This window comes from Nocardia nova, assembly GCF_002933465.1.
Taxonomy (GTDB): Bacteria; Actinomycetota; Actinomycetes; order Mycobacteriales; family Mycobacteriaceae; genus Nocardia; species Nocardia nova_B.
The window spans coordinates 45493-65779 of the sequence record NZ_PSZE01000017.1; the positions used below are offsets into that span (position 1 = coordinate 45493).

A 20287-nucleotide genomic window follows, 5' to 3' on the forward strand; every position below is an offset into this window, starting at 1 on the left:
GTCAGTCCATCGTCGGGATGACGAAGTGATCGGCACCCGCCCCCGCAGCCGGTTCGGTCCGCAGGCCCTGCGGCCAGCGCTGGGTGACCGTCTTGGTCTTGGTGTAGAAGCGGATCGAGTCGGGACCGTGCTGGTTCAGGTCACCGAAACCGGACGCCTTCCAGCCGCCGAAGGTGTGGTAGGCGATCGGCACCGGAATCGGAACGTTGACGCCGACCATGCCGACCTGCACGCGCGTGGCGAAATCGCGGGCGGTGTCGCCGTCGCGGGTGAAGATCGCGACGCCGTTGCCGAATTCGTGCTCGCTCGGCAGCCGCAGCGCCTCCTCGTAATCGGCGGCGCGCACGATCGCGACCACCGGACCGAAGATCTCCTCCTTGTAGATCCGCATCTGCGGAGTGACCCTATCGAAAAGCGTTGCGCCGACGAAGAATCCGTCCTCGGCGCCCGCGACCTTCAGCCCCCGACCGTCGACCACCAGCTCGGCACCCTCGTCGACACCGATTTGAACGTAGTTGTTCACCCGGTCCACTCCGTCGCGGCCGACCAGCGGCCCGAAGTCCGCGCCCGGATCGTCCGAGCGACCGACATTCAGCTTGCCGATGCGCTCGACGAGCTTGGCGCGCAAGCGATCCGCGGTCTCCTCGCCGACCGGCACCGCCACCGAGATGGCCATACAGCGTTCGCCCGCCGAGCCGTAGCCGGCGCCGATCAGCTGGTCGGCGACATCGTCGAGATCGGCGTCCGGCATGACGATCGCGTGGTTCTTGGCGCCGCCGAAGCACTGGGCGCGCTTGCCGTTCGCGGTGGCGGTTTCGTAGATGTACTGCGCGATCGGGGTGGAGCCGACGAAGCCGACGGCCTTGATCCGCTCGTCGTTCAGCAGCGTGTCGACCGCCTGCTTGTCGCCGTTGACGACGTTGAACACACCGGCCGGCAGCCCGGCCTCGCCGAACAGTTCGGCCAGCCGCAGCGGGACCGAGGGGTCGCGCTCGGACGGCTTGAGCACGAACGCGTTACCGCAGGCCAGCGCCGGTCCGGCCTTCCACAGCGGAATCATGGCCGGAAAGTTGAAGGGGGTGATGCCGGCGACCACACCGAGCGGCTGCCGCATCGAATACACGTCGATCCCGGTGCCCGCGCTCTCGGTGTACTCCCCCTTGAGCAGATGCGGAATCCCGATCGCGAATTCGATCACCTCGAGCCCGCGCTGGATATCGCCCTTGGCGTCGGGAATGGTCTTGCCGTGTTCGCTCGACAGCAGCGCGGCCAGTGAATCCATCTCGTCCTGGACCAGAGCGACGAACTTCATCAGCACCCGGGCCCGCTTCTGCGGATTGAACGCGGCCCACGTGCGCTGCGCCTCGGCCGCATTCGCGATGGCCGCCTCGACCTCGGACACACTGGCCAGCGGCACCCGCGCCTGGACCTGGCCCGTGCTGGGGTCGTAGACGTCGCCGAACTTGCCGGAGGTGCCGGCCACATGCTTGCCGGCGATGAAATGTGTCAGTTCCCGAACCATGCCTCTGCGTCCTCGATGTCGACGGTGGTGGAGTGTGCGCCAAATCTACGGCCATCCTATAGTTGGACATCCAAGTATTAGAAACCATGTGATTTTTGCCACCAATGGCGCCGTGGTTCGTATCACAGTACAGTTGATTTGACGTCCTACTATCGGGACGCCAAGCGTAGGCGCCCGGCGGTTCCGCGCCGGCCTCTGGTGGAGGATTACATGGCCGACCTGCACGTTCCGGTCCATCCCGTCCGTTTCGTCACCTCCGCGGCCCTGTTCGACGGCCACGACGCGGCGATCAACATCATGCGGCGCATCCTGCAGTCACAAGGCGCCGAGGTGATCCATCTGGGCCACAACCGAGCGGTCCACGAGGTGGTCGACGCGGTGCTGACCGAGGATGTCCAGGGTGTGGCCGTCAGTTCGTATCAGGGCGGGCACGTCGAATACTTCGAATATCTGGCGACCGCGCTGCGCGAGGCCGGGGCGGGGCACGTCAAGATCTTCGGTGGCGGCGGCGGCGTGATCGTCGCGGAGGAGATCGAACGGCTGGCGGCGGCCGGAGTGCGGATCTTCTCCCCCGAGGACGGCCAGCGACTCGGCCTGCCCGGCATGATCAACGAACTCGTCCGGGCCTGCGATGTGGATCTGTCGACCGAACCGGCCGCCATCGAGGCGGTGCTGGCGGGTGAGCGATATGCGTTGGCGCGCACCATGACCTGCCTGCAGGCCGATGCGCTGCCCGCCGCGGATCTGGACGAACTGCGGGCCGCGGCCGCCGGCCGGACCGTGCCGGTCCTCGGCATCACCGGCACCGGCGGATCCGGAAAGTCCTCGCTCACAGACGAACTCGTGCGGCGGTTGCGCACCGACCAGCAGGACAAATTGCGGGTGGCGATCCTCGCCGTCGACCCGACCCGGCGCCGCGGCGGCGGCGCACTGCTGGGTGACCGCATCCGGATGAACTCGCTCGACAGCGAACACGTCTACTTCCGCTCACTGGCCACCCGTGGCGCGCACGAATTGCCGACCAATATCGACGCGATGATCCTGGCCTGCAAGGCGGCCGGATTCGATCTGGTGATTCTCGAGACCCCGGGCATCGGCCAGGGTGATGCCGCGATCATCGACCACGTCGACATCTCGATGTATGTGATGACGCCGGAGTTCGGCGCCGCCTCCCAGCTCGAGAAGATCGACATGCTCGATTTCGCCGATGTGGTGGCGATCAACAAGTTCGAGCGCCGCGGCGCCGAGGATGCGCTGCGGGACGTCTCGCGCCAGCTCGTGCGCAACCGCGAGGCGTTCGAGTCGGCGCCGGAGGATATGCCGGTATTCGGCACCAGCGCGGCGACATTCAACGACGACGGGGTCACCGCGCTCTATCAGCATCTGGCCGGGCTGCTCGGTGCGCGCGGCCTGCCGCTGGAGACCGGGGTGCTGCCCCGGGTCGACACCCGCGCCTCCACCCGATTCGCGCAGATCATCCCGCCGGGGCGGGTGCGATACCTGGCCGAGATCGCCGAGACCGTCCGTGATTACCACGCCGAGACCCGGCGGCAGGTGGCTGCGGCCCAGCGGGTGCAGCGCCTCGAACAGGTACTGGCGGAACTGCCGGCGGGAGCCACCGACGATCCGGCCGGCACGGAACTCTCGGCGGCGGAGGATCTTTCGGCTGCACGTCGAACGGTGTCCGGATTGCTCGCGCGGGCGAGCGGGGAACTCAGCCCCGGATCCGCCGCGCTGCTGCGGGATTGGCCCGCCACCGTGGAGTCGTATCGCGGCGAGGAACAGGTGGTCCGGGTCCGCGACCGCGAGATTCGCACCCCGCTGCGGCGGACCACGTTGTCGGACAACTCGATACCGCGCGTGGCGCTGCCGCGCTTCACCGATCACGGCGAGCTGCTGCGCTTCCTGCGCTCGGAGAATCTGCCGGGGCGGTTCCCGTTCACCGGCGGCGTGTTCGCGTTCAAGCGCGACAACGAGGATCCGGCCCGCATGTTCGCCGGCGAGGGCGATCCGTTCCGCACGAACCGGCGGTTCAAGGTGCTCTCGGAACACGCCGAGGCCAAACGCCTGTCCACCGCCTTCGACTCGGTGACCCTCTACGGCCACGATCCGGCCCCGCGACCCGACATCTACGGAAAAGTCGGCACCTCGGGGGTTTCCATCGCCACCGTCGACGATATGAACGCCCTCTACGACGGCTTCGACCTCAGCGCACCGAGCACCTCGGTCTCGATGACCATCAACGGTCCGGCGCCGACGATTCTCGCCTTCTTCCTCAACACCGCGATAGACCAAGCGCTGCAACGATTTCGGGAGGACAACGGACGCGAGCCGAGCAGCGACGAGGCCGCGGAGCTCCGGGCCAGCACCCTCGCCACGGTACGCGGCACCGTACAGGCCGATATCCTCAAGGAGGATCAGGGACAGAACACCTGCATCTTCTCCACCGAATTCAGTTTGCGCATGATGGCCGATATCCAGGAATGGTTCGTCCGCAACGGCGTGCGCAACTTCTACTCGGTGTCGATTTCCGGCTATCACATCGCCGAGGCCGGCGCGAATCCGATCAGTCAGCTGGCGTTCACCCTGGCCAACGGATTCACCTATGTCGAGGCCTATCTGGCGCGTGGCATGGCCATCGACGATTTCGCACCGAATCTGTCGTTCTTCTTCTCCAACGGCATGGACCCGGAGTATTCGGTGATCGGGCGGGTGGCCCGGCGGATCTGGGCGATCACCATGCGCGACAAGTACGGCGCCAACGACCGCTCGCAGAAGTTGAAGTACCACATTCAGACCTCCGGGCGTTCGCTGCACGCCCAGGAAATGAACTTCAACGATATCCGCACCACCCTGCAGGCGTTGATCGCCATCTACGACAACTGCAACAGCCTGCACACCAATGCCTACGACGAGGCGGTGACCACCCCGACCGAGGAATCGGTGCGACGCGCCCTGGCCATCCAGTTGATCATCAACAAGGAATGGGGCCTGGCGATGAACGAGAATCCGCTGCAGGGCAGTTTCGTCATCGACGAACTGACCGACCTGGTGGAGGAGGCGGTGCTCGCCGAATTCGAGCGGATCAGCGAACGCGGCGGGGTGCTGGGCGCGATGGAGACCGGATATCAGCGCGGGCGCATCCAGGATGAATCGATGCGCTACGAACATCGCAAGCACGACGGCACGCTGCCCATCATCGGGGTGAACACGTTCCGCAATCCGAACGGGGAAACCCATCAGGTGCTGGAACTGGCCCGCGGCACCGAGGCCGAGAAACAATCGCAGCTGCGCCGCACCGAGGAATTCGTCACCGCGCATCGCGAGCCGGCGCAGGCGGCCCTGGCCCGGCTCGAGGCCGCCGCACGCAGCGACGACAACGTCTTCGACGTGCTGATGGACGCCGCGCGGGTATGCACGCTGCAGCAGATCACCGACTGTTTCTTCACCGTCGGCGGGCAATACCGCCGCAATGTGTGACAAGGGTTCGGATGTGGCCCGCCGGTGTGTGCGGCCGTGTGACAATGCCGGAGAGCGGACAGTCGAACGCGACGGAAGGGCGCCATGGACCTCGCCGGTATCAGCGTTGTGGACGCACATATCCATCAGTGGGATCCGCTGAACACCCCGCGGGATTTCAGCATGCTGGCGAAACTGTTCCGGTTCGTGCCGGTGCCGGTCGACAAGGCCGCGCGCCTGGCCCCCAAGCGGGACCGCGATTTCGTCGGCATTCCCGATGCGTATCTGCGGCCGTACCTGCCCGCGGATTATCGCGAAGACCTGGGGTCGGTGCCGGTGGAGGTGCTGGTGCACATCGAGGTCGAGTGGGCCGGGCGGGCGCCGGACGCCAAGGCCGACGAAACGCGGTGGGTGGCCAGCCTGCCGTTCGGGGTGGACACCCCGGCGCTGGGCGCGATCATCGGCAGCGGGGATCCGGCGGCGCCCGGATTCGCCGAACTCATCGACAAGCATCAGTCCGCGTCGCCGCTGTTCCGCGGTATCCGCACCATGGTCGCCCACCATCCGGACCCCGGGGTGCGGTCGTTCTGCCGGGCCGAGGGCGCACTGACCGATTCGGCCTTCCTCGACGGCTTCGCGGTTCTGGCCGAACGCGGCCTGTCGTTCGAGGCGTGGGTCTACTCGCATCAGATCCCGCAGGTCTCCGCCCTGGCCCGGCGCTATCCCGAGGTGACCATCGTGCTCAACCATCTCGGCACGCCCGCCGGGATATTCGGCCCGGTCGGCAAGAGCACCGGCACCCAACCGGGCCGGCGCCGCGAACTGTTCGTGCAGTGGCGCGACGATATCGCCACGCTCGCAACACATCCGAATGTGATGGCGAAGGTCAGTGGGCTGGCCATGCCGATCCTCGGCCATCCGGTGCCGATGCGGGGCCTTGCGACCCCCGTCTCCGAGCTGCTGGACCGCACCGCGCCGCTGTTGCACCACGCCTTCGACGTCTTCGGTGCGCAGCGGCTCATCTGGGGTTCGAATTACCCTGTGGACAAACCGATTACGAGTATCGCCAACAGCGCGCAGGCCGTGATCGACGTCCTGGCCGACCGCGGCGGCAGCGCCGAGGAGCTCGAGCAGGTCTTCCGCACGAACGCCCAGCGAACCTACGGCATCGACGCGGAACTGCTGGCCTGAGGCCGCATACTTCCGGGAAGTGCTCCAACGCCGCGACGGACAGGTCTTCTGGCAGGGCAGCTGCGCGGTCTCGAACAGTTACTACTTCGACAAACACGGCGATGTGCCGCTGAAGCCGATGAGCACCGTGGAAGCGGCGTGGCGCGCTATCCATTTCGACCTCGGCGACTACGTGTTCGCGGGCACCCCGGCTCAGCTGCCGAGCACGCGGGCCAGCTGAGCGGTCAGCCGCTCGCGCGCCTCGACCAGCGACGGGCCGTACCAGGTGAGATCGCGCCCGCTCACCAAGGCGACCGGTATGCCCGGAAACGCCTCCGGACCGTCGGTCACGGTGAACACGTACGGCTCGTCCGGCAGCACCGCCAGCCGAACGCCCTGTACCAGTTCGGTTTCCGTCACCGTGGGATAGCGTTCGGGACCCGTGGCGTGTACCAGGTTCAGCCCCAGGCGGCCGGCCAGGTCCGCGGTGAACGTGTCGCGGCCGACCACCATCCATGGCTTACGCCAGATCGGGATCACCGCATCGATCGGCGGGTTCGGCACGGGCGCGGACCAAGCCGCGCGGGCCTGGTGCAGCCATGACGGCGCCGGGCCACCCAGCGCGATCTCGAACAGCCGCGTCATGGAGGTGAATGCCTCATCCACTGTGCGAATCCGGGTGACCCACACCGGAATTCCCGCCTCGCGCATCCGCTCGACGTCGAGGCGGCGGTTCTCCTCCTGATTGCACACCACCAGATCCGGCGCCAGCTCGGCGATCCGGCGCAGATTCGGATTCTTCGTCCCCCGCACCCGTTCGACCGCCAGCTCCGGCGGATGGGTACACCAGTCGGTGGCGGCGAGCAGCAACTCCGGACGGCTCGCCGCGATCGCCTCGGTCAGCGACGGGACCAGCGAGACCACCCGGCGGACCGGGCGCCGCAGCGCGACCGCGGCGTTCAGATCGTCGACGAGATCCTCGGACACGAAGCCAGCATATGGGCTAACCGGAGCTCTCGAGGGCGCGGTACAGAGCACGGAGTTCCCGCATGCCGGCCTCGGCGACCGCTTCGTCCGCACTGGTCATCCGCAACGCCTGCCGCAGGGGAATCGGATCGAGGTCCTCGATCGCCGCACGGAACTGCGGTGCCGGCAGCTCGGGCAGCACGATGTTCTCGCCGTAGATGTCGTCGGAAATCGTCGGGCCGCTGTCGTCCTGCACTCCGCGAATCAGGGTGTCGAGATCGAGGCCACGCAGGGTCAGCATGATGGCCGGGGACTCGTCGAGGCGTTCGGCCACGATGTAGCACAGCGCGGCGACGTGTTTGCAGGGCCAGCCATCGTCCGGGCAGGTGCAGGAGAAATCGAGTTCGGCGGCGGTGCCGGGCAGCAACAGCGGGCCGAGTTCCTGCGGCAGGGCGCCGGAGGCGAGCTGGGCGAGCATGCCCGGTGTGCCGCGGACCTGCTCGACCAGTTCGTCCAGCCGGTCGTCGCGCAACACCCGCAGCGTCAACACCGAGGTGAACGGCCGCGGTTGACTGCCCTGAACCTCGGCGGCCACCGCCCCGGGCTCGATGTGGTAGCTGACGACCTGTCCCGAGCGCGCGTAGGTGCGCCCCCGGGAGAGCCGGCCGGCGTCCGCGACCTCCTCCACGGCTTCCAGAAAGGCCCGGCCCCACCAGGTTCGTGCGAAAGAGCCACGGCGGCTGCGTGGTTCGACGCCGCCGCGTACCGGGCGGCGCTTCCCGTAGACGCTGAAATCGGGGACCGGGTTTTCGGGTGCCGGACTCATTCGCCGACCGCCTCCGCGCCGAGCATGAACAGATCGCGCAATTCGTCGGTACTCAGTTCGGTGATCCAGTTCTCCCCGGTCCCGACGGTGAGACTCGCCAATTCCTGTTTGCCGGTGAGCATATCGTCGATGCGCTCCTCGATGGTGTCGACACAGACCAGTTTGCGCACCTGCACATCGCGGCGCTGACCGATGCGGAAGGCGCGGTCGGTGGCCTGGTTCTCCACCGCCGGGTTCCACCAGCGATCCAGGTGCACCACGTGATTGGCGGCTGTGAGATTGAGCCCCGTACCACCGGCCTTCAGGGACAAAACCATGATGGGCGGTCCGTCGGGCTCGGCGAAGCGTTCCACCATCCCGTCGCGGCGCTTCTTGGCGACACCGCCGTGCAGGAACGGGATCGCGGTGCCGAACCGCTCGCTCAGATACGGCGTAATCAGATCGCCGAATTCCCGGAACTGGGTGAACAGCAGCGCCCGCTCCCCCTCGGCCAGCACCGACTCCAGCACATCCTCGACCAGCGCCAGCTTCCCGGAGCGGTGGCGCCCCCGCCGCAGCAGCGCCGACCCGTCGCCGAGGTAGTGCGCGGGATGGTTGCACACCTGTTTCAGCCTGGTGAGCGCGGCCAGAACCGCACCCCGGCGAGCCATGTTCACCGCGCTGGAGCCGGTGGCCCGGGAAGCCTTCAGCTGCGCGAGCATATCGTCGACCACCGCCTGATACAGCGCGGCCTGCTCGACCGTGAGGTTGGCGCGCACCGTCATCTCGAACTTCTCCGGCAGATCCGAGATGACCGCGGGATCGGTTTTCACCCGGCGCAGGACGAACGGTGCGGTGACGGCGCGCAGGCGGCTGACGGCGTTCTCGTCGTGTTCGCGTTCGATCGGCACCGCGAAGCGGGCATGGAATTCCGACGGTTTGCCCAGCACGTTCGGCGCCGCGAAATCGAGAATCGACCGCAATTCCTCGAGCCGGTTCTCCACCGGAGTTCCGGTCAGCGCCAGCCGGTGCCGGGCCGGAATCGCGCGGGCGGCGCGGGCCTGACGGGTGCCGGCGTTCTTGATGTGCTGGGCCTCGTCGAGGACGACATGTTCCCAGGGCTGGCGCTTCAACTCCTCCACATCGCGCGCCAGCAGCGCGTAGGTGGTGAGCACCAGATCGGAATCGGCCACGGCCGCATCCAATTCCGGACCGGAGCGGCGTGACGAGCCGTGATGCACCAGCACCCGCAGCCCTGGGGCGAAGCGTTCGGCTTCGCGTTGCCAGTTGCCGACCACCGACATCGGGCACACCAGCAGGGTCGGCCCCGGGACGGAAGCGGTTGCGGGACTCTCGTTCTCGTGCAGGAGTAGCGCGAGCACCTGCACCGTCTTACCGAGGCCCATATCGTCGGCGAGAATGGCGCCGCAGCCGAGACGGCTCATCGTCGCGAGCCACGACAGTCCGCGCAGCTGGTAGGGGCGCAACTGCGCCTTCAAGCCGGCGGGCGGGTCGACCGGATCGCCGGAGTGGACTCCGTCGAACAGTTCGCGAACCCAGCCGGTCGCCGTGACCTCCTCGATCGGCACCTGGCGCACCTGCGTGGCCGCGATCTCGCCGAGCAACTGGGTCAGGGTCGCCGGGCGCTCGTCGACCTTGCCCTCCAGATAGGCCGCCGCGGCGGCCAGGCTGCGTTGATCGGCCTGCACCCAGTGGCCGCGCAACCGCACCAGATCCGATTTGGCTTGGATGAGCCGGCCCATTTCCGCCGGCGTGAGGACGGTATCGCCCAGGGCCAGTTCCCAGCGGTAGGAGAGCAGCCCGCTGAGTCCGACCGCGGTTTCGGTGGCTGCCGGGGACTGCACCCGCAAGCGCATACTCGGCGACACGATGCGCCATGCGCGCGGCAGCATCAGGTGCACACCCGCCGAACGCAATTCGTGCGCAGCGTGGGCGACCAGCTCCTGCACCACCGGCGTCGGGAGTAGAAAGTCCATCCCGTACGGATCGCGCGGGACCTGCTGTAACCGCGGGTAGGCCTGGATCGCGGCCGCCACCTTCTCTCCGGCGAGCCGGATCAACGCCGGGTCGCCCTGGATCGGAACCGGTTGCGGCGCTTCGCCTTCCGAACGGAGACAGACTTCGAGCCGCCACAGGGCGTCGACCGCCTGCGGGTCGTCGTCGGGATCGTCGTCCGGTTCGAGCAGGCGCAGCACCAGTTCGGGCTCGCCGGCGGTGAGGCTCGCGCGCCACTCGTCGAGCACCGAGGCCACCCGGTGCGATCCCGATTCCAGCGGGACCTCCGCGACCAGCGCGGCTGTCAGCGGATGCGAGGGTTCCCGGACGCTCAGCTCGAGCCGGACGAGCGGGTCGGCGAGTTCGGCGACGAAAACCTCGAGGATCGAGGCCGCGGACCGCGCATCCGGCACCCGCAGCGCCGGCGGCATCGCCGCGGCGAGTTCGGCCAGCCAGGCCCGCTGCCGCCGCCCGCCGACCAGCCGCCACCGCACCCACCACTCGCCGTCGGCGCGATGCAGCTCGGGCACGATCCGCCCCGCCCGCACCCAGCGCCGCAGTCCCCGGGCCGCATGCGCGAGAAACCGCAGATCCGCCGCTACCGTTGTCTCGGGCAGCGGCTGGGTGAGCACCTGGGCGGCCACCTCCGGCGCCAGGGCGTGCCCCCGCACCTCGGCGACCTCCGGCCCGGAATCTCCCGCCACCAGGACCCGCACCCGATGCCGAAACCGCGCAGTCCGCGCTATCGTCCCCAGCGGATCGGGCAGCTCACCCCCTGTGTCCAGCTGTGCCGCCGCCCCGGGCGGGCGCCAGAGCACCAACCCCGATCCGGGCGACCACAAACCGTGCAGCATGTCCCCATCCAATCAGCCTCCACCGACACACCCGGCCGTGTCCGGCACGGAGGCGAGCGCGTGCCGTTCGGCACCGGACTGGCCCGGTGTATATCCGATCTGTCTATCCGATCGGCCGCGGGCGTGGTGGTGCGCTGCGCGGACGGATCGGCGCAACAGCACCTGCACGGCGGCGAGGAGCGCACAGACGGCGCGTGCGGGTAGTGCCCGGCCGTACCGCAGCGCGCTATCCGGACGTATCGAACGAACGCACCCTGTGCATGGCTTCCGGTGCGGAAGTTGTCGGGCGGGGTCGGTAGATCTGGGTCATGCGGTGGGGACGGGGGTTCGGATGGGCGGCGGGGATCGTCGTGCTGGCGACCGTGGCGGCGTGTGGGGTGTTCGGCGGGCCGGAGCCGGCGCCGGGGAGTCCGAGCCGAGCCCGGATCGAGCAGTTGCTGGGGGCGGTGGCCGTGGTGGCGCGGCGGCCGCATCCGGGCGGGTACGACCGGGACTGCGGAGCGGGGCACGGATGCGTATTCGGGCCGGCGTGGTCGGACGATCAGGACGGGCCGGGCGGCCACGACGGGTGCGATTCGCGCAACGGAGTGCTGGCACGGCAGCTGCGCGAGGTGCGATTCCGGCCGGGTACACACGACTGTGTGGTGCTCGCGGGCACGCTGCGGGATCCGTACACCGGCCGCTGGATCACCTTCGACAAGGCGCGGGCCCGGGAGGTGCAGATCGACCACGTCTACCCGCTGGCCGCCGCCTGGGATATGGGTGCGGCGGCCTGGTCGCCCGAGCAGCGGGTGCGCTTCGCCAACGACATCGAATTCAATCTGCTGGCCGTCGACGGCCCGGCCAATATGGACAAAGGCGATCGCACCCCCGCCGACTGGCTTCCACCCGCCGGCGCCTATCACTGCTTCTACGCCGGCAAATACCTCACCACGGCTGCGCAGTACGGCCTGCCCATCACCGAAGCCGACCACACCACGCTCGCCCGTATAGCCCGGCAGTGTCCCTGATGCGACAACCCGCCGGTGGGGCCACGGCACGCAGCTACCGTCGCCACCGGTCGGCCCGGACCTTGGGAAGTCGGCCCGGCGGCCGGTCGGGCGTGCGCGGCGGCCGGACGAGACGGCACGGTCGGCGATGGCGTCGTCGAGCCGGGGAGCTCGGCGCATACCCGCGAACCGTGTGCCGAGCCGGTAGCACTATTCGCCGGAGTCCAGGCGTCGGAGTAGCCGCTGGGCGGCGGCGCGCAGCACGGCCGGGTCGTCGGTGACACCGAGTACCCGCAGCGCGGCATCGGGGATGGTGGTTTCCGCGTAGTCGGGTGCGGCGCCCTCGTCGGAGCGAATGTTGATGACCATTTCCACCATCCGGAAGGGCAGGACGTGCGCGCCGGGGACGCCGGCGGGTGCGTCCTCGATCGCCGCCGCCGCCAGTTCCTCGTAGTGGCGGCGCAACCGGGACCGGCGGCTGCGGAAGTCGGCGAATCGGTCGCTGCGCAGTTCGGGCAGCAGATACAGCGCACCGAGATTCCATTTGGCGGCGCACAACTGGCGCACGTCGGCCCGTGCCAGTGCGTACAGCCGCACCGCGGCCGGATCGGGTTCGGCACGCAACCGCTCGGCCAATTCCAGTGGGCCGGTGATGGTTTCGGCGAGGAGCGCGTCCAGGATGTCGTCCTTGGCGGCGAAGTGGTGATAGAGCGACGCCTGCCGGATACCGACCGCGTCGGCGATGCCGCGCGTGGAGGTGCTGCCGTACCCGTTGGCCGTGAACAATTCCGCTGCGGCGTCGAGGATCTCGGCGCGCGGTGTCCGCCCGCGACGGCTGCGCTGATCGGCGCGAGGACGGCCCGGACCCAGGTGTGTCACCGTCTCATCCTGCCATCGCCATCGCCGCGCGGACCGGCACCGTACCGCGCACCGCGTCCCACCTGCGGTTGTGAAATATCTGTCACTCGACAGAAATACCGGCAACGCAGACGTTACGCGGGTTACCGCAAGCGATACACGGCCGTCACCGAAAGCGCGATCCCGCCCGCAAAACTGTCACCTGATAGATATTGGCCGCGACGCCGAAGGACAGCCCATGGCCATCGCACTCGATCCCCCCTCGCAATCCCCGATCGGTGACAGCGCCGATCTCGAACGTTTCGGATATCAGCCGGTGCTGCATCGCAAACTCGGCCGTTACGCCTCGTTCGCCGCGGGATTCTCCTTCGTCTCGATCCTCACCACCATCTTCCAATTCTTCGGATTCGGTTACGGATTCGGCGGCGGCGCGTTCTTCTGGACCTGGCCGATCGTGTTCGCCGGCCAGTTCCTCGTCGCGCTGAATTTCGCGGAACTCGCCGCGCGCTATCCCATCTCGGGCTGCATCTACCAGTGGTCGCGCCGGCTCGCCGGTGAGGTGGTCGGCTGGTTCGCGGGCTGGATGATGATCATCGCGCAGGTCGTCACCGCCGCCGCGGCCGCCATCGCCCTGCAGGTGGTCCTGCCCTCGATCTGGAGCGGCTTCCAGCTGGTCGGCACCGATACCGCCCTCACCTCCACCGACGGCGCGGCGAACGCGGTCCTGCTGGGCAGCGTGCTGCTGGTGATCACGACGGTGATCAATGTGATCGGCATCGATCTGATGGCCCGGATCAACTCGATCGGCGTCACCGTCGAAATCGTCGGTGTACTCGCCGTCATCGCCCTGTTCTTCACCCATACCGAACGCGGCGCCGATGTGGTTCTGCAGACCGACCAAGCGGCGCCCGGCCCGTACTGGGCGGCGTTTCTGGTCTCCGGCTTGATGGCCGCCTATGTGATGGTCGGATTCGATTCCGCCGGAGAACTCTCCGAAGAGACCAAGAATCCGCGCCGGGTCGCACCGCGGACCATCCTGCTGGCGCTCGCCGCCTCCGCCCTCGGCGGCGGCCTGCTCCTGCTGGGCGCGTTGATGGCCGCACCGAGCGTCAGCGATGGCCACCTGGCCACCGACGGACTGGCCTACGTGATCACCGCCAAACTCGACAGTCCGGCCGGCACCGTGCTGCTGGGCTGTGTCGCGGTGGCGATCACGGTGTGCACCTTGGCCATTCAGACGGCGGGTTCACGACTGATCTTCTCGATGGCCCGCGACGGCCGCCTGCCGTTCGCGTCCCGGCTGGCCGCCGTGCACCCGCGCTTCGGCACCCCGATCCTGCCCGCGGTGATCATCGGCGTGCTCGCCGTGGCGCTACTGGTGGTGAACCTCGGCAACGCCGCGCTGTTCGCGACGCTGGCCAGCGTCTGCATCGTGACGCTGTACGTGGCATATCTGCTGGTCACCGTGCCACTGCTGATCCGGCGGCTGCGCGGGCTGCCCGCCGCCGAACCCGGCCTGTTCTCGCTGGGTCGCTACGGCATCGCGGTGAACGTCGCGGCGGTGGTGTGGGGCATCGCGATGGCGGTGAACCTGGCCTGGCCGCGCGCGGAAGTGTACACGCCCGCCGGTGGCGGCTGGTGGATGCGCTGGGCCGCGCCGCTGTTCCTGCTCCTGACCGTCGCGGTGGGCGCGGTGGTGCACCGCATCGTCACACCCCGCGCCGCGGCTGCCGAGGCCCGGCCCGCGCCGCAACCCGCCTGACCTTTCCATCCGACTGCGAGGAGACCCCATGTCCGCAACCGCCTCCACCGTCGGCGCCCGCGACCACGCGCGAGCGCAAGCCGCGGCCGCGACCGTCGCCGGCCCCGACCTGCCGGACGGCCTCGATCCAGCGAAAGTGACCTTCGCCCAAAGAGTTCCGGGTAACGGCTACACGACCGCGGTGCTCGCCCGTGGCACCCGCCTCCGGCTGGCCGATCCGGAGGGCGCGGCCGGTGCCCACCTGCTGCTCCTGCGGGCCGAGGCACCCTGGGAACGGTTGAACGTCGCCGACACGATCAAGGTGCCGTGGCAGGCCTACCCGGGCCCGGGCCATCCGCTGCTGTCGGATCAGGGTCGCGTCCTCGCCACGATCGTCGCCGACACGTCCGGCCGGCACGACACGCTGTGCGGCCCGACCCCGGAGGTACGGCGAACTCTGCGGGTCGCCGGGGCGAAACACGGTCTCACACCGCGCGATATCGGCCCCTCGGTCGCACTGTTCCGCGGTGTGCGGGTCGGCGCGGACGGCACCCTCACCGCCACCGGCAGCGCCGGCCCGGCCAGCTCGGTCGAATTGCTGATCCACCTGCCGCTGACCGTCCTGATCGCCAACGGCACGCATCCGCTCGACGACCGGCCCGCCACGCCGCTGGACGTCGTCGCCTGGCGCGACGCCGGGGAGCCGGACGGCACCGAAGACACCGAGCCGGAATATCGCCGGGCCGTGGAGAACACCGAACAGGCCTGGCTGGCCGCACACGATCCGGAGGCGATCGCATGACCACCGTTACCGAACGCACCGTCGTCCTGGACGAGACCGTGGCCGCCTGCGCACCGTGGTCGACCGTGGTCAGGGCGGGTCAGCAGTGGCAGATCATCGACCTTTACGGCAACCAGGCGGTGGACTGCCTGCTCTACTCGGCCGCCGATCACGCCGACCGCTACAGCGCCCAGGCGACCGTCGCCGCCCAACGCAATATCTTCCTGACCACCGGCAGCGTGCTCCGTGCCGAATCGGGAACGGCACTGATGACCGTGGTCGCCGACGAGGTCGGCAACCACGACACCATCGCCGGCGCGTGCTCGCAGGAATCCAACACGCTGCGCTACGGCCACCACACCCGCCATCAGCACGCCTGCGTGGAGAACTTCCTCACCGAGGCGTTGCGTTGGGGGCTCGGCAAGCGCGATCTGGTCTCGAACATCAACTGGTTCATGAACGTTCCGGTCGAGGCCGACGGCACCCTCGGCATCGTCGACGGGCTCTCCGCACCGGGTAAGTCGGTGACGCTACGTGCCGAGATCGACACCCTCGTCCTGATCTCCAACTGCCCGCAGATCAACAACCCGTGCAACGGATTCGATCCGACGCCGGTACGCATGGTGGTGACGCGATGACGGTAGCGACCGAAATCGAGATCGGCACAACGACTCTGGAGGCGGAGGCGGCCGGCATCGAGGTGGTGCGGCCGGGGATGCTCACCACCGTGCAGGATTGGCCGGGCCGCGTCGGATACTGGCACGTCGGGGTGCCGCCGTCTGGACCGATGGACGATCTGTCGTTCCGGCTCGGCAACCGGGCGCTGGGCAACGACGAGGGCGCGGCCGGGCTCGAATGCACCCTCGCCGGGCCGGCGCTGCGGTTCCGCACCGCGACCCGGGTGTGCGTGACCGGTGCGCCCGCGACGGTGACCGTCGACGACGAGCGCGTACGCCAGTGGCGCACCGTCGAGGTCCCGGCGGGCGGCACGCTGGATGTCGGCGCCGTGCGGGGGCCGGGTATGCGGACCTACGTCTTGTTCGCCGGCGGCCTGGACCTGCCCGAATATCTCGGCAGCACGGCCACTTTCACGCTCGGCAGATTCGGCGGCGGCACCGGCACCGCCCTGCGTACCGGCGACCGGTTACCCCTGGGCGAGGCGACCGGCATCGTCGGGGCCGGGGTGCCGATGGCCGAGCAGCCGGTACTGACGCGACGATGGGAACTCGCGGTCACCGAGGGTCCCCACGGCGCACCGGAATTCTTCACCCGGGCCGATATCGACACCATCCTCGGCACCGACTACGAGGTGCATTTCAACTCCGATCGGACCGGAGTGCGGCTGATCGGGCCGAAACCGCACTGGGCGCGCAGCGACGGCGGCGAGGCCGGACTGCATCCTTCGAACATCCACGACACCGCCTATTCGGTCGGCGCCCTGGACTTCACCGGTGATACGCCGATCCTGCTGGGGCCGGACGGCCCCAGCCTCGGCGGATTCGTCTGTCCCGTCACGGTTGTCGCGGCAGAGCGCTGGAAACTCGGCCAGCTCTGTCCCGGTGACACCGTGCGCTTCGTCCCGGTGCGGGCCGACCGGGCCGCTTCGATCCGGGCTCTGGGCCCGGCCCGGCGCGCCGACTGGCCGATCGTGCTGTCCGACGGCGGTGACGGCGACGACGGCATCCTGGCCAGCGCCGACGCCGACGACACCACCGCCGTCACCTACCGTCGCGCCGGCGACGACGGCGTACTCGTCGAATACGGTGATATGACACTGGATCTCGGGCTGCGCGCCCGCGTCCACGCCCTGCACCGGCATCTGCTCGAATATGCCGAGCCGGGGATCACCGAACTGACACCCGGAATCCGTTCGCTGCAGGTGCGTTTCGATCCGGACCGGCTGGCCACGCCGAAACTGGTTCGCCTGCTGCGCGAGGCCGAATCCGCCCTGCCCGCGGCCACGGAGCTGGTGGTGCCGAGCCGCACGGTGCACCTGCCGCTGTCGTGGGACGATCCGGCCACGCGGGAGGCCATCACCCGCTATATGCACGGCGTGCGGGCCGATGCGCCGTGGTGCCCGTGGAATATCGAGTTCATTCGCCGGATGAACGGATTGAACACGGTCGCAGACGTTTTCGACACTGTCTTCGCCGCCGAATACCTCGTGCTCGGGCTCGGCGACGTGTACCTCGGCGCACCGGTCGCCACGCCGACCGATCCGCGCCATCGCCTGGTCACCACCAAATACAATCCGGCCCGCACCTGGACGCCGGAGAACGCGGTCGGCATCGGTGGCGCTTACCTGTGCATCTACGGCATGGAGGGCCCAGGCGGATATCAATTCGTCGGCCGCACCACACAGGTGTGGAACCACCGGTCCACCGGCGAGGCCGAAGATCCTTGGCTACTGCGGTATTTCGATCGCATCCGCTGGTACCCGGTATCCGCGGAGGAACTGCTGGACCTGCGGGCCGACGTCGCCCGCGGCCGTGGCGTACTACGTGCGGAAGAGGGCGAATTCCGCCTCGCAGAATATCGCGATTTCCTGTCCGCCCATGCCGAATCCATCGCCGCCTTCCGCGCGGTTCAGGCGGAAGCGTTTGCCGCCGAGCGCGATTCGTGGCAGGCGGCGGGCGAATTACACGAACGAGGATGAGGATACCGACGTGAGCACCTGGATTCACCGCTGTGCCGACGATCCGGGCCCGCGCGGCACCGGCCCGCTGGCAGGTCTGCGGCTGGCCGTCAAGGACAACGTCGACGTCGCCGGCCTGCCGACGACCGCCGGCTGCCCGGACTACGCCTATCTGCCCGACCGCGACGCGCCCGCGGTCGCGGCCCTGCGCGCCGCGGGTGCGGTGGTGGTCGGCAAGACCAATATGGATCAGTTCGCCACCGGTCTGGTCGGCACCCGCTCGCCCTACGGTCCGGTCGCCGATTCGCGGCGACCCGAATTCATTTCGGGCGGTTCGAGTTCCGGATCGGCGGTAGCCGTCGCGACCGGTGCGGCCGATCTCGCCATCGGCACCGATACCGCGGGTTCCGGGCGCGTTCCGGCGGCGCTGCAGGGCATCGTCGGCATCAAACCGACCGTGGGCGTCGTCTCCACCGAGGGGGTCGTCCCGGCCTGCGGTTCCTACGATTGCGTGACGATCTTCGCCGCCGACCCGGCACGGGCCGACCAGGCGATGGGGGTGATGGCCGCCGGGGCGCCCGGGCGCGCCTGGCCCGCCGACACCAGGCTGGCCGCGCCGCCGCGCCCGACCGTCGCGATCTTCGCCGACCTGCCGGAACTGGACCCGGTGTGGCGGGCGGCTTTCGAGCGGACCGTCGCCGTGCTCCGGCGGCGCGGCGCGAGCATCGTGGAGATCGACTCGGCGCCGTTCCTGGCCGCGGCCCGGCTGCTCTACGACGGGGCGCTGGTCGCCGAAAGATACGCCGCGGTAGGCGAATTCATCGAGTCACGACCCGACGCCGTCGACCCCACCGTCGCGAGCATCATCCGCGCCGCGGGCGCGATTCCGGCGCATCGGCTGGTCGCCGATCGCGCCGAACTCGAGCGCTTGCGCGCCCTCGCGATGGAGGGCCTGGGCGACGCCGACGCCCTGCTCGCGCCGACCGCCCCGATGCATCCCACCATCGCGCAGGTCGAGGCGGATCCGATCGGAATCAACTCCCGCATGGGCACCTACACCAACTTCTGCAATCTGTTCGATCTGTGCGCGGTGGCCGTACCGGCCGGGATGGCCGGCGAATCCTGTTTCGGTGTGACCGTTTTCGCGCGTCCGTTCGAGGATGCGGTGGCATTGGACATCGCCGTGTCGATCACCGGCGATGCGGAGATCACGCGGCCGTGGCCCCTGGCGGTGGCGCCGATGTGCGAGTTGATCGTATTCGGGGCACATCTGCGCGGCCAGCCGTTGGCACACCAGTTGCCCGCGCTCGGCGCGCGCTGGGCCGGGCCGGTCCGCACGGCCGCGGCCTATCGCCTCGCCGCCCTGGACACCACGCCACCGAAACCCGCGGTGACCCGGTGCGAGGGTGGTGCGTCCGTCGCGGGCGAACGCTGGTTGCTCTCCCCCGCCGCCCTCGGCCGCTTCCTCGCCGCACTACCGGCGCCGATGCAGCTGGGCGCCGTCGAACTCGACGACGGCACCTGGCACACCGCATTCGGATGTGACGGGACCGCGGCCGCCGAAGGGAAGGACATCAGCGAATACGGTGACTGGCGCGCGGCCCTCGCGGCCGGGGCCGTGGGCTGATCAATCCAGTGCCGTGGCGACCGGGCGCTCCGGATCCGACGACCACTGCGACCACGAACCCGGGTACAGCGCGGCCGACACTCCCACGACCGACAGCGCCGCGATCTGATGCGCGGCGGTCACCCCGGATCCGCAGTAGACCGCCACCGGACCGGAGACGAGCTCGGAAAACCGCGCCCGCAACTGGTCCGGGGATTTGAAAGTGCCCTCGGGCGTAAGGTTTTCCGCGGTCGGCACGCTCACCGCGCCGGGAATGTGGCCGGCGCGCGGGTCGATCGGCTCGACCTGCCCGCGATAGCGTTCCCCGGCTCGCGCGTCCAGCAGCGCGCCCGGCCAGCCCGCAACCTCGTCGGCCTCCACCACCGGCATATTGCCGGGCGTGAGCACGACGTCGCCGGGCGTCGGGTCGGGTTCGGTGCCAACGGCCAGATCGCCGCCGCCGCGCTCCCACGCGGGCAGGCCGCCGTCGAGAATACGCACGTCGCGCACGCCCGCCCAGCGCAGCAGCCACCACGCCCGCGCGGCCGCCATACCGCCGGTGGCGTCGTAGACGACCGTCGGCTCCCCGGTGCGCAACCCCCAGCTGCGCGCGCATTTCTGCAGGTGAGTAAGCGTCGGCAACGGGTGGCGGCCGTGCGCCGGGGAGGGCGGGGCCGCCAGCTCGGTCTCCAGATCGACGAAGATCGCGCCGGGAATGTGGCCGGCGAGATAGTGCTGGGGACCGTCGGGATCGCCCAGCGCCCATCGCACATCCAGCAGATGCATCCGGTTCTCGCTGTCCACCAGCGATTTCCGGAGTTCTTCGGGGGAGATCAGTACCGCGGTCAAGCCCGGCTCCTCAGTCAACAGATGTACCCGTGACGC

Annotated in this window: 14 protein-coding genes and 1 pseudogene; 9 read left to right on the forward strand and 6 right to left on the reverse strand. The window is 69.0% G+C overall.

Going from position 1 to position 20287, the window contains the following annotated elements:
- Nucleotide 1: 1 nt before the first annotated feature.
- A complete protein-coding gene (locus C5E41_RS20245; RefSeq protein WP_104377380.1) occupies nucleotides 2-1522 on the reverse strand; it encodes a CoA-acylating methylmalonate-semialdehyde dehydrogenase in 1521 nt (506 codons plus the stop codon).
- Between the two features lie 210 nt (nucleotides 1523-1732).
- On the opposite strand from C5E41_RS20245, the gene icmF reads away from it, so the two are divergent.
- The 3 genes and pseudogenes from icmF to C5E41_RS20260 form a co-directional block, all read left to right on the forward strand.
- Complete coding sequence (icmF, locus tag C5E41_RS20250; RefSeq protein ID WP_104377454.1) at nucleotides 1733-5002, forward strand: fused isobutyryl-CoA mutase/GTPase IcmF; 3270 nt, start codon at nucleotides 1733-1735, stop codon at nucleotides 5000-5002.
- 84 nt (nucleotides 5003-5086) lie between these two features.
- Nucleotides 5087-6172, forward strand: a complete 1086-nt coding sequence (locus tag C5E41_RS20255; protein ID WP_104377381.1) for an amidohydrolase family protein — start codon at nucleotides 5087-5089, stop codon at nucleotides 6170-6172.
- A gap of 1 nt (nucleotide 6173) precedes the next feature.
- Nucleotides 6174-6392 (forward strand): annotated as a pseudogene (locus C5E41_RS20260) (NAD(P)/FAD-dependent oxidoreductase); the annotation flags it as partial.
- On the opposite strand, the gene C5E41_RS20265 reads toward C5E41_RS20260, so the two are convergent.
- From C5E41_RS20265 to C5E41_RS20275, 3 genes are read right to left on the reverse strand one after another with little or no spacing between them, the layout of a single operon-like run.
- Nucleotides 6365-7138 carry a helical backbone metal receptor gene (locus C5E41_RS20265; RefSeq protein ID WP_104377382.1) on the reverse strand — a complete coding sequence of 258 codons (774 nt, stop codon included), beginning with the start codon at nucleotides 7136-7138 and terminating at the stop codon, nucleotides 6365-6367. The pseudogene C5E41_RS20260 and the gene C5E41_RS20265 overlap by 28 nt on opposite strands.
- A 16-nt stretch (nucleotides 7139-7154) precedes the next feature.
- On the reverse strand, nucleotides 7155-7943 hold the full coding sequence (locus C5E41_RS20270) for an SWIM zinc finger family protein (RefSeq protein ID WP_104377383.1): 789 nt from the start codon (nucleotides 7941-7943) through the stop codon (nucleotides 7155-7157).
- Nucleotides 7940-10792, reverse strand: a complete 2853-nt coding sequence (locus C5E41_RS20275) for a DEAD/DEAH box helicase (protein ID WP_104377384.1) — start codon at nucleotides 10790-10792, stop codon at nucleotides 7940-7942. The genes C5E41_RS20270 and C5E41_RS20275 overlap by 4 nt, the downstream gene beginning before the upstream one ends.
- 308 nt (nucleotides 10793-11100) lie before the next feature.
- Between C5E41_RS20275 and C5E41_RS20285 the strand changes: the two genes are divergently transcribed.
- Entirely contained in the window at nucleotides 11101-11802 is a 702-nt protein-coding gene (locus tag C5E41_RS20285; protein ID WP_104377386.1) for an HNH endonuclease family protein, read from the forward strand.
- A 189-nt stretch (nucleotides 11803-11991) separates the two neighbouring features.
- Here C5E41_RS20285 and C5E41_RS20290 read toward each other — a convergent pair whose 3' ends face one another.
- On the reverse strand, nucleotides 11992-12660 hold the full coding sequence (locus C5E41_RS20290) for a TetR/AcrR family transcriptional regulator (RefSeq protein ID WP_104377387.1): 669 nt from the start codon (nucleotides 12658-12660) through the stop codon (nucleotides 11992-11994).
- 217 nt (nucleotides 12661-12877) lie between these two features.
- Between C5E41_RS20290 and C5E41_RS20295 the strand changes: the two genes are divergently transcribed.
- The 5 genes from C5E41_RS20295 to atzF are packed head-to-tail and all read left to right on the forward strand — an operon-like array spanning nucleotide 12878 to nucleotide 19423.
- Entirely contained in the window at nucleotides 12878-14401 is a 1524-nt protein-coding gene (locus C5E41_RS20295; RefSeq protein ID WP_104377388.1) for an amino acid permease, read from the forward strand.
- A 28-nt stretch (nucleotides 14402-14429) separates the two neighbouring features.
- Entirely contained in the window at nucleotides 14430-15182 is a 753-nt protein-coding gene (locus tag C5E41_RS20300) for a DUF1989 domain-containing protein (RefSeq protein ID WP_104377389.1), read from the forward strand.
- The gene (locus tag C5E41_RS20305; RefSeq protein ID WP_062994039.1) at nucleotides 15179-15799 is read left to right on the forward strand and encodes an urea amidolyase associated protein UAAP2; all 621 of its coding nucleotides are present in this window, start codon (nucleotides 15179-15181) and stop codon (nucleotides 15797-15799) included. Before C5E41_RS20300 ends, C5E41_RS20305 begins: the two co-directional genes overlap by 4 nt.
- Nucleotides 15796-17817 (forward strand): 5-oxoprolinase/urea amidolyase family protein, encoded by a 2022-nt coding sequence (locus C5E41_RS20310; protein WP_104377390.1) that lies wholly within the window; start codon nucleotides 15796-15798, stop codon nucleotides 17815-17817. The genes C5E41_RS20305 and C5E41_RS20310 overlap by 4 nt, the downstream gene beginning before the upstream one ends.
- A 10-nt stretch (nucleotides 17818-17827) precedes the next feature.
- Complete coding sequence (gene atzF / locus C5E41_RS20315; protein WP_258081108.1) at nucleotides 17828-19423, forward strand: allophanate hydrolase; 1596 nt, start codon at nucleotides 17828-17830, stop codon at nucleotides 19421-19423.
- Here the strand turns inward: atzF and C5E41_RS20320 are convergent, their stop codons facing one another.
- On the reverse strand, nucleotides 19424-20239 hold the full coding sequence (locus C5E41_RS20320; RefSeq protein WP_104377455.1) for a sulfurtransferase: 816 nt from the start codon (nucleotides 20237-20239) through the stop codon (nucleotides 19424-19426).
- Nucleotides 20240-20287 lie beyond the last annotated feature (48 nt).

Excerpts from the sequence above, each read along its gene's own strand:
- icmF (WP_104377454.1), top strand. The coding sequence starts at position 1,733 with ATGGCCGACCTGCACGTTCCGGTCCATCCCGTCCGTTTCGTCACCTCC.
- C5E41_RS20275 (WP_104377384.1), bottom strand. The coding sequence starts at position 10,792 with ATGCTGCACGGTTTGTGGTCGCCCGGATCGGGGTTGGTGCTCTGGCGC.
- C5E41_RS20255 (WP_104377381.1), top strand. The coding sequence starts at position 5,087 with ATGGACCTCGCCGGTATCAGCGTTGTGGACGCACATATCCATCAGTGG.
- C5E41_RS20310 (WP_104377390.1), top strand. The coding sequence starts at position 15,796 with ATGACGGTAGCGACCGAAATCGAGATCGGCACAACGACTCTGGAGGCG.
- C5E41_RS20270 (WP_104377383.1), bottom strand. The coding sequence starts at position 7,943 with ATGAGTCCGGCACCCGAAAACCCGGTCCCCGATTTCAGCGTCTACGGG.
- C5E41_RS20245 (WP_104377380.1), bottom strand. The coding sequence starts at position 1,522 with ATGGTTCGGGAACTGACACATTTCATCGCCGGCAAGCATGTGGCCGGC.
- C5E41_RS20295 (WP_104377388.1), top strand. The coding sequence starts at position 12,878 with ATGGCCATCGCACTCGATCCCCCCTCGCAATCCCCGATCGGTGACAGC.
- C5E41_RS20305 (WP_062994039.1), top strand. The coding sequence starts at position 15,179 with ATGACCACCGTTACCGAACGCACCGTCGTCCTGGACGAGACCGTGGCC.
- C5E41_RS20285 (WP_104377386.1), top strand. The coding sequence starts at position 11,101 with ATGCGGTGGGGACGGGGGTTCGGATGGGCGGCGGGGATCGTCGTGCTG.
- C5E41_RS20300 (WP_104377389.1), top strand. The coding sequence starts at position 14,430 with ATGTCCGCAACCGCCTCCACCGTCGGCGCCCGCGACCACGCGCGAGCG.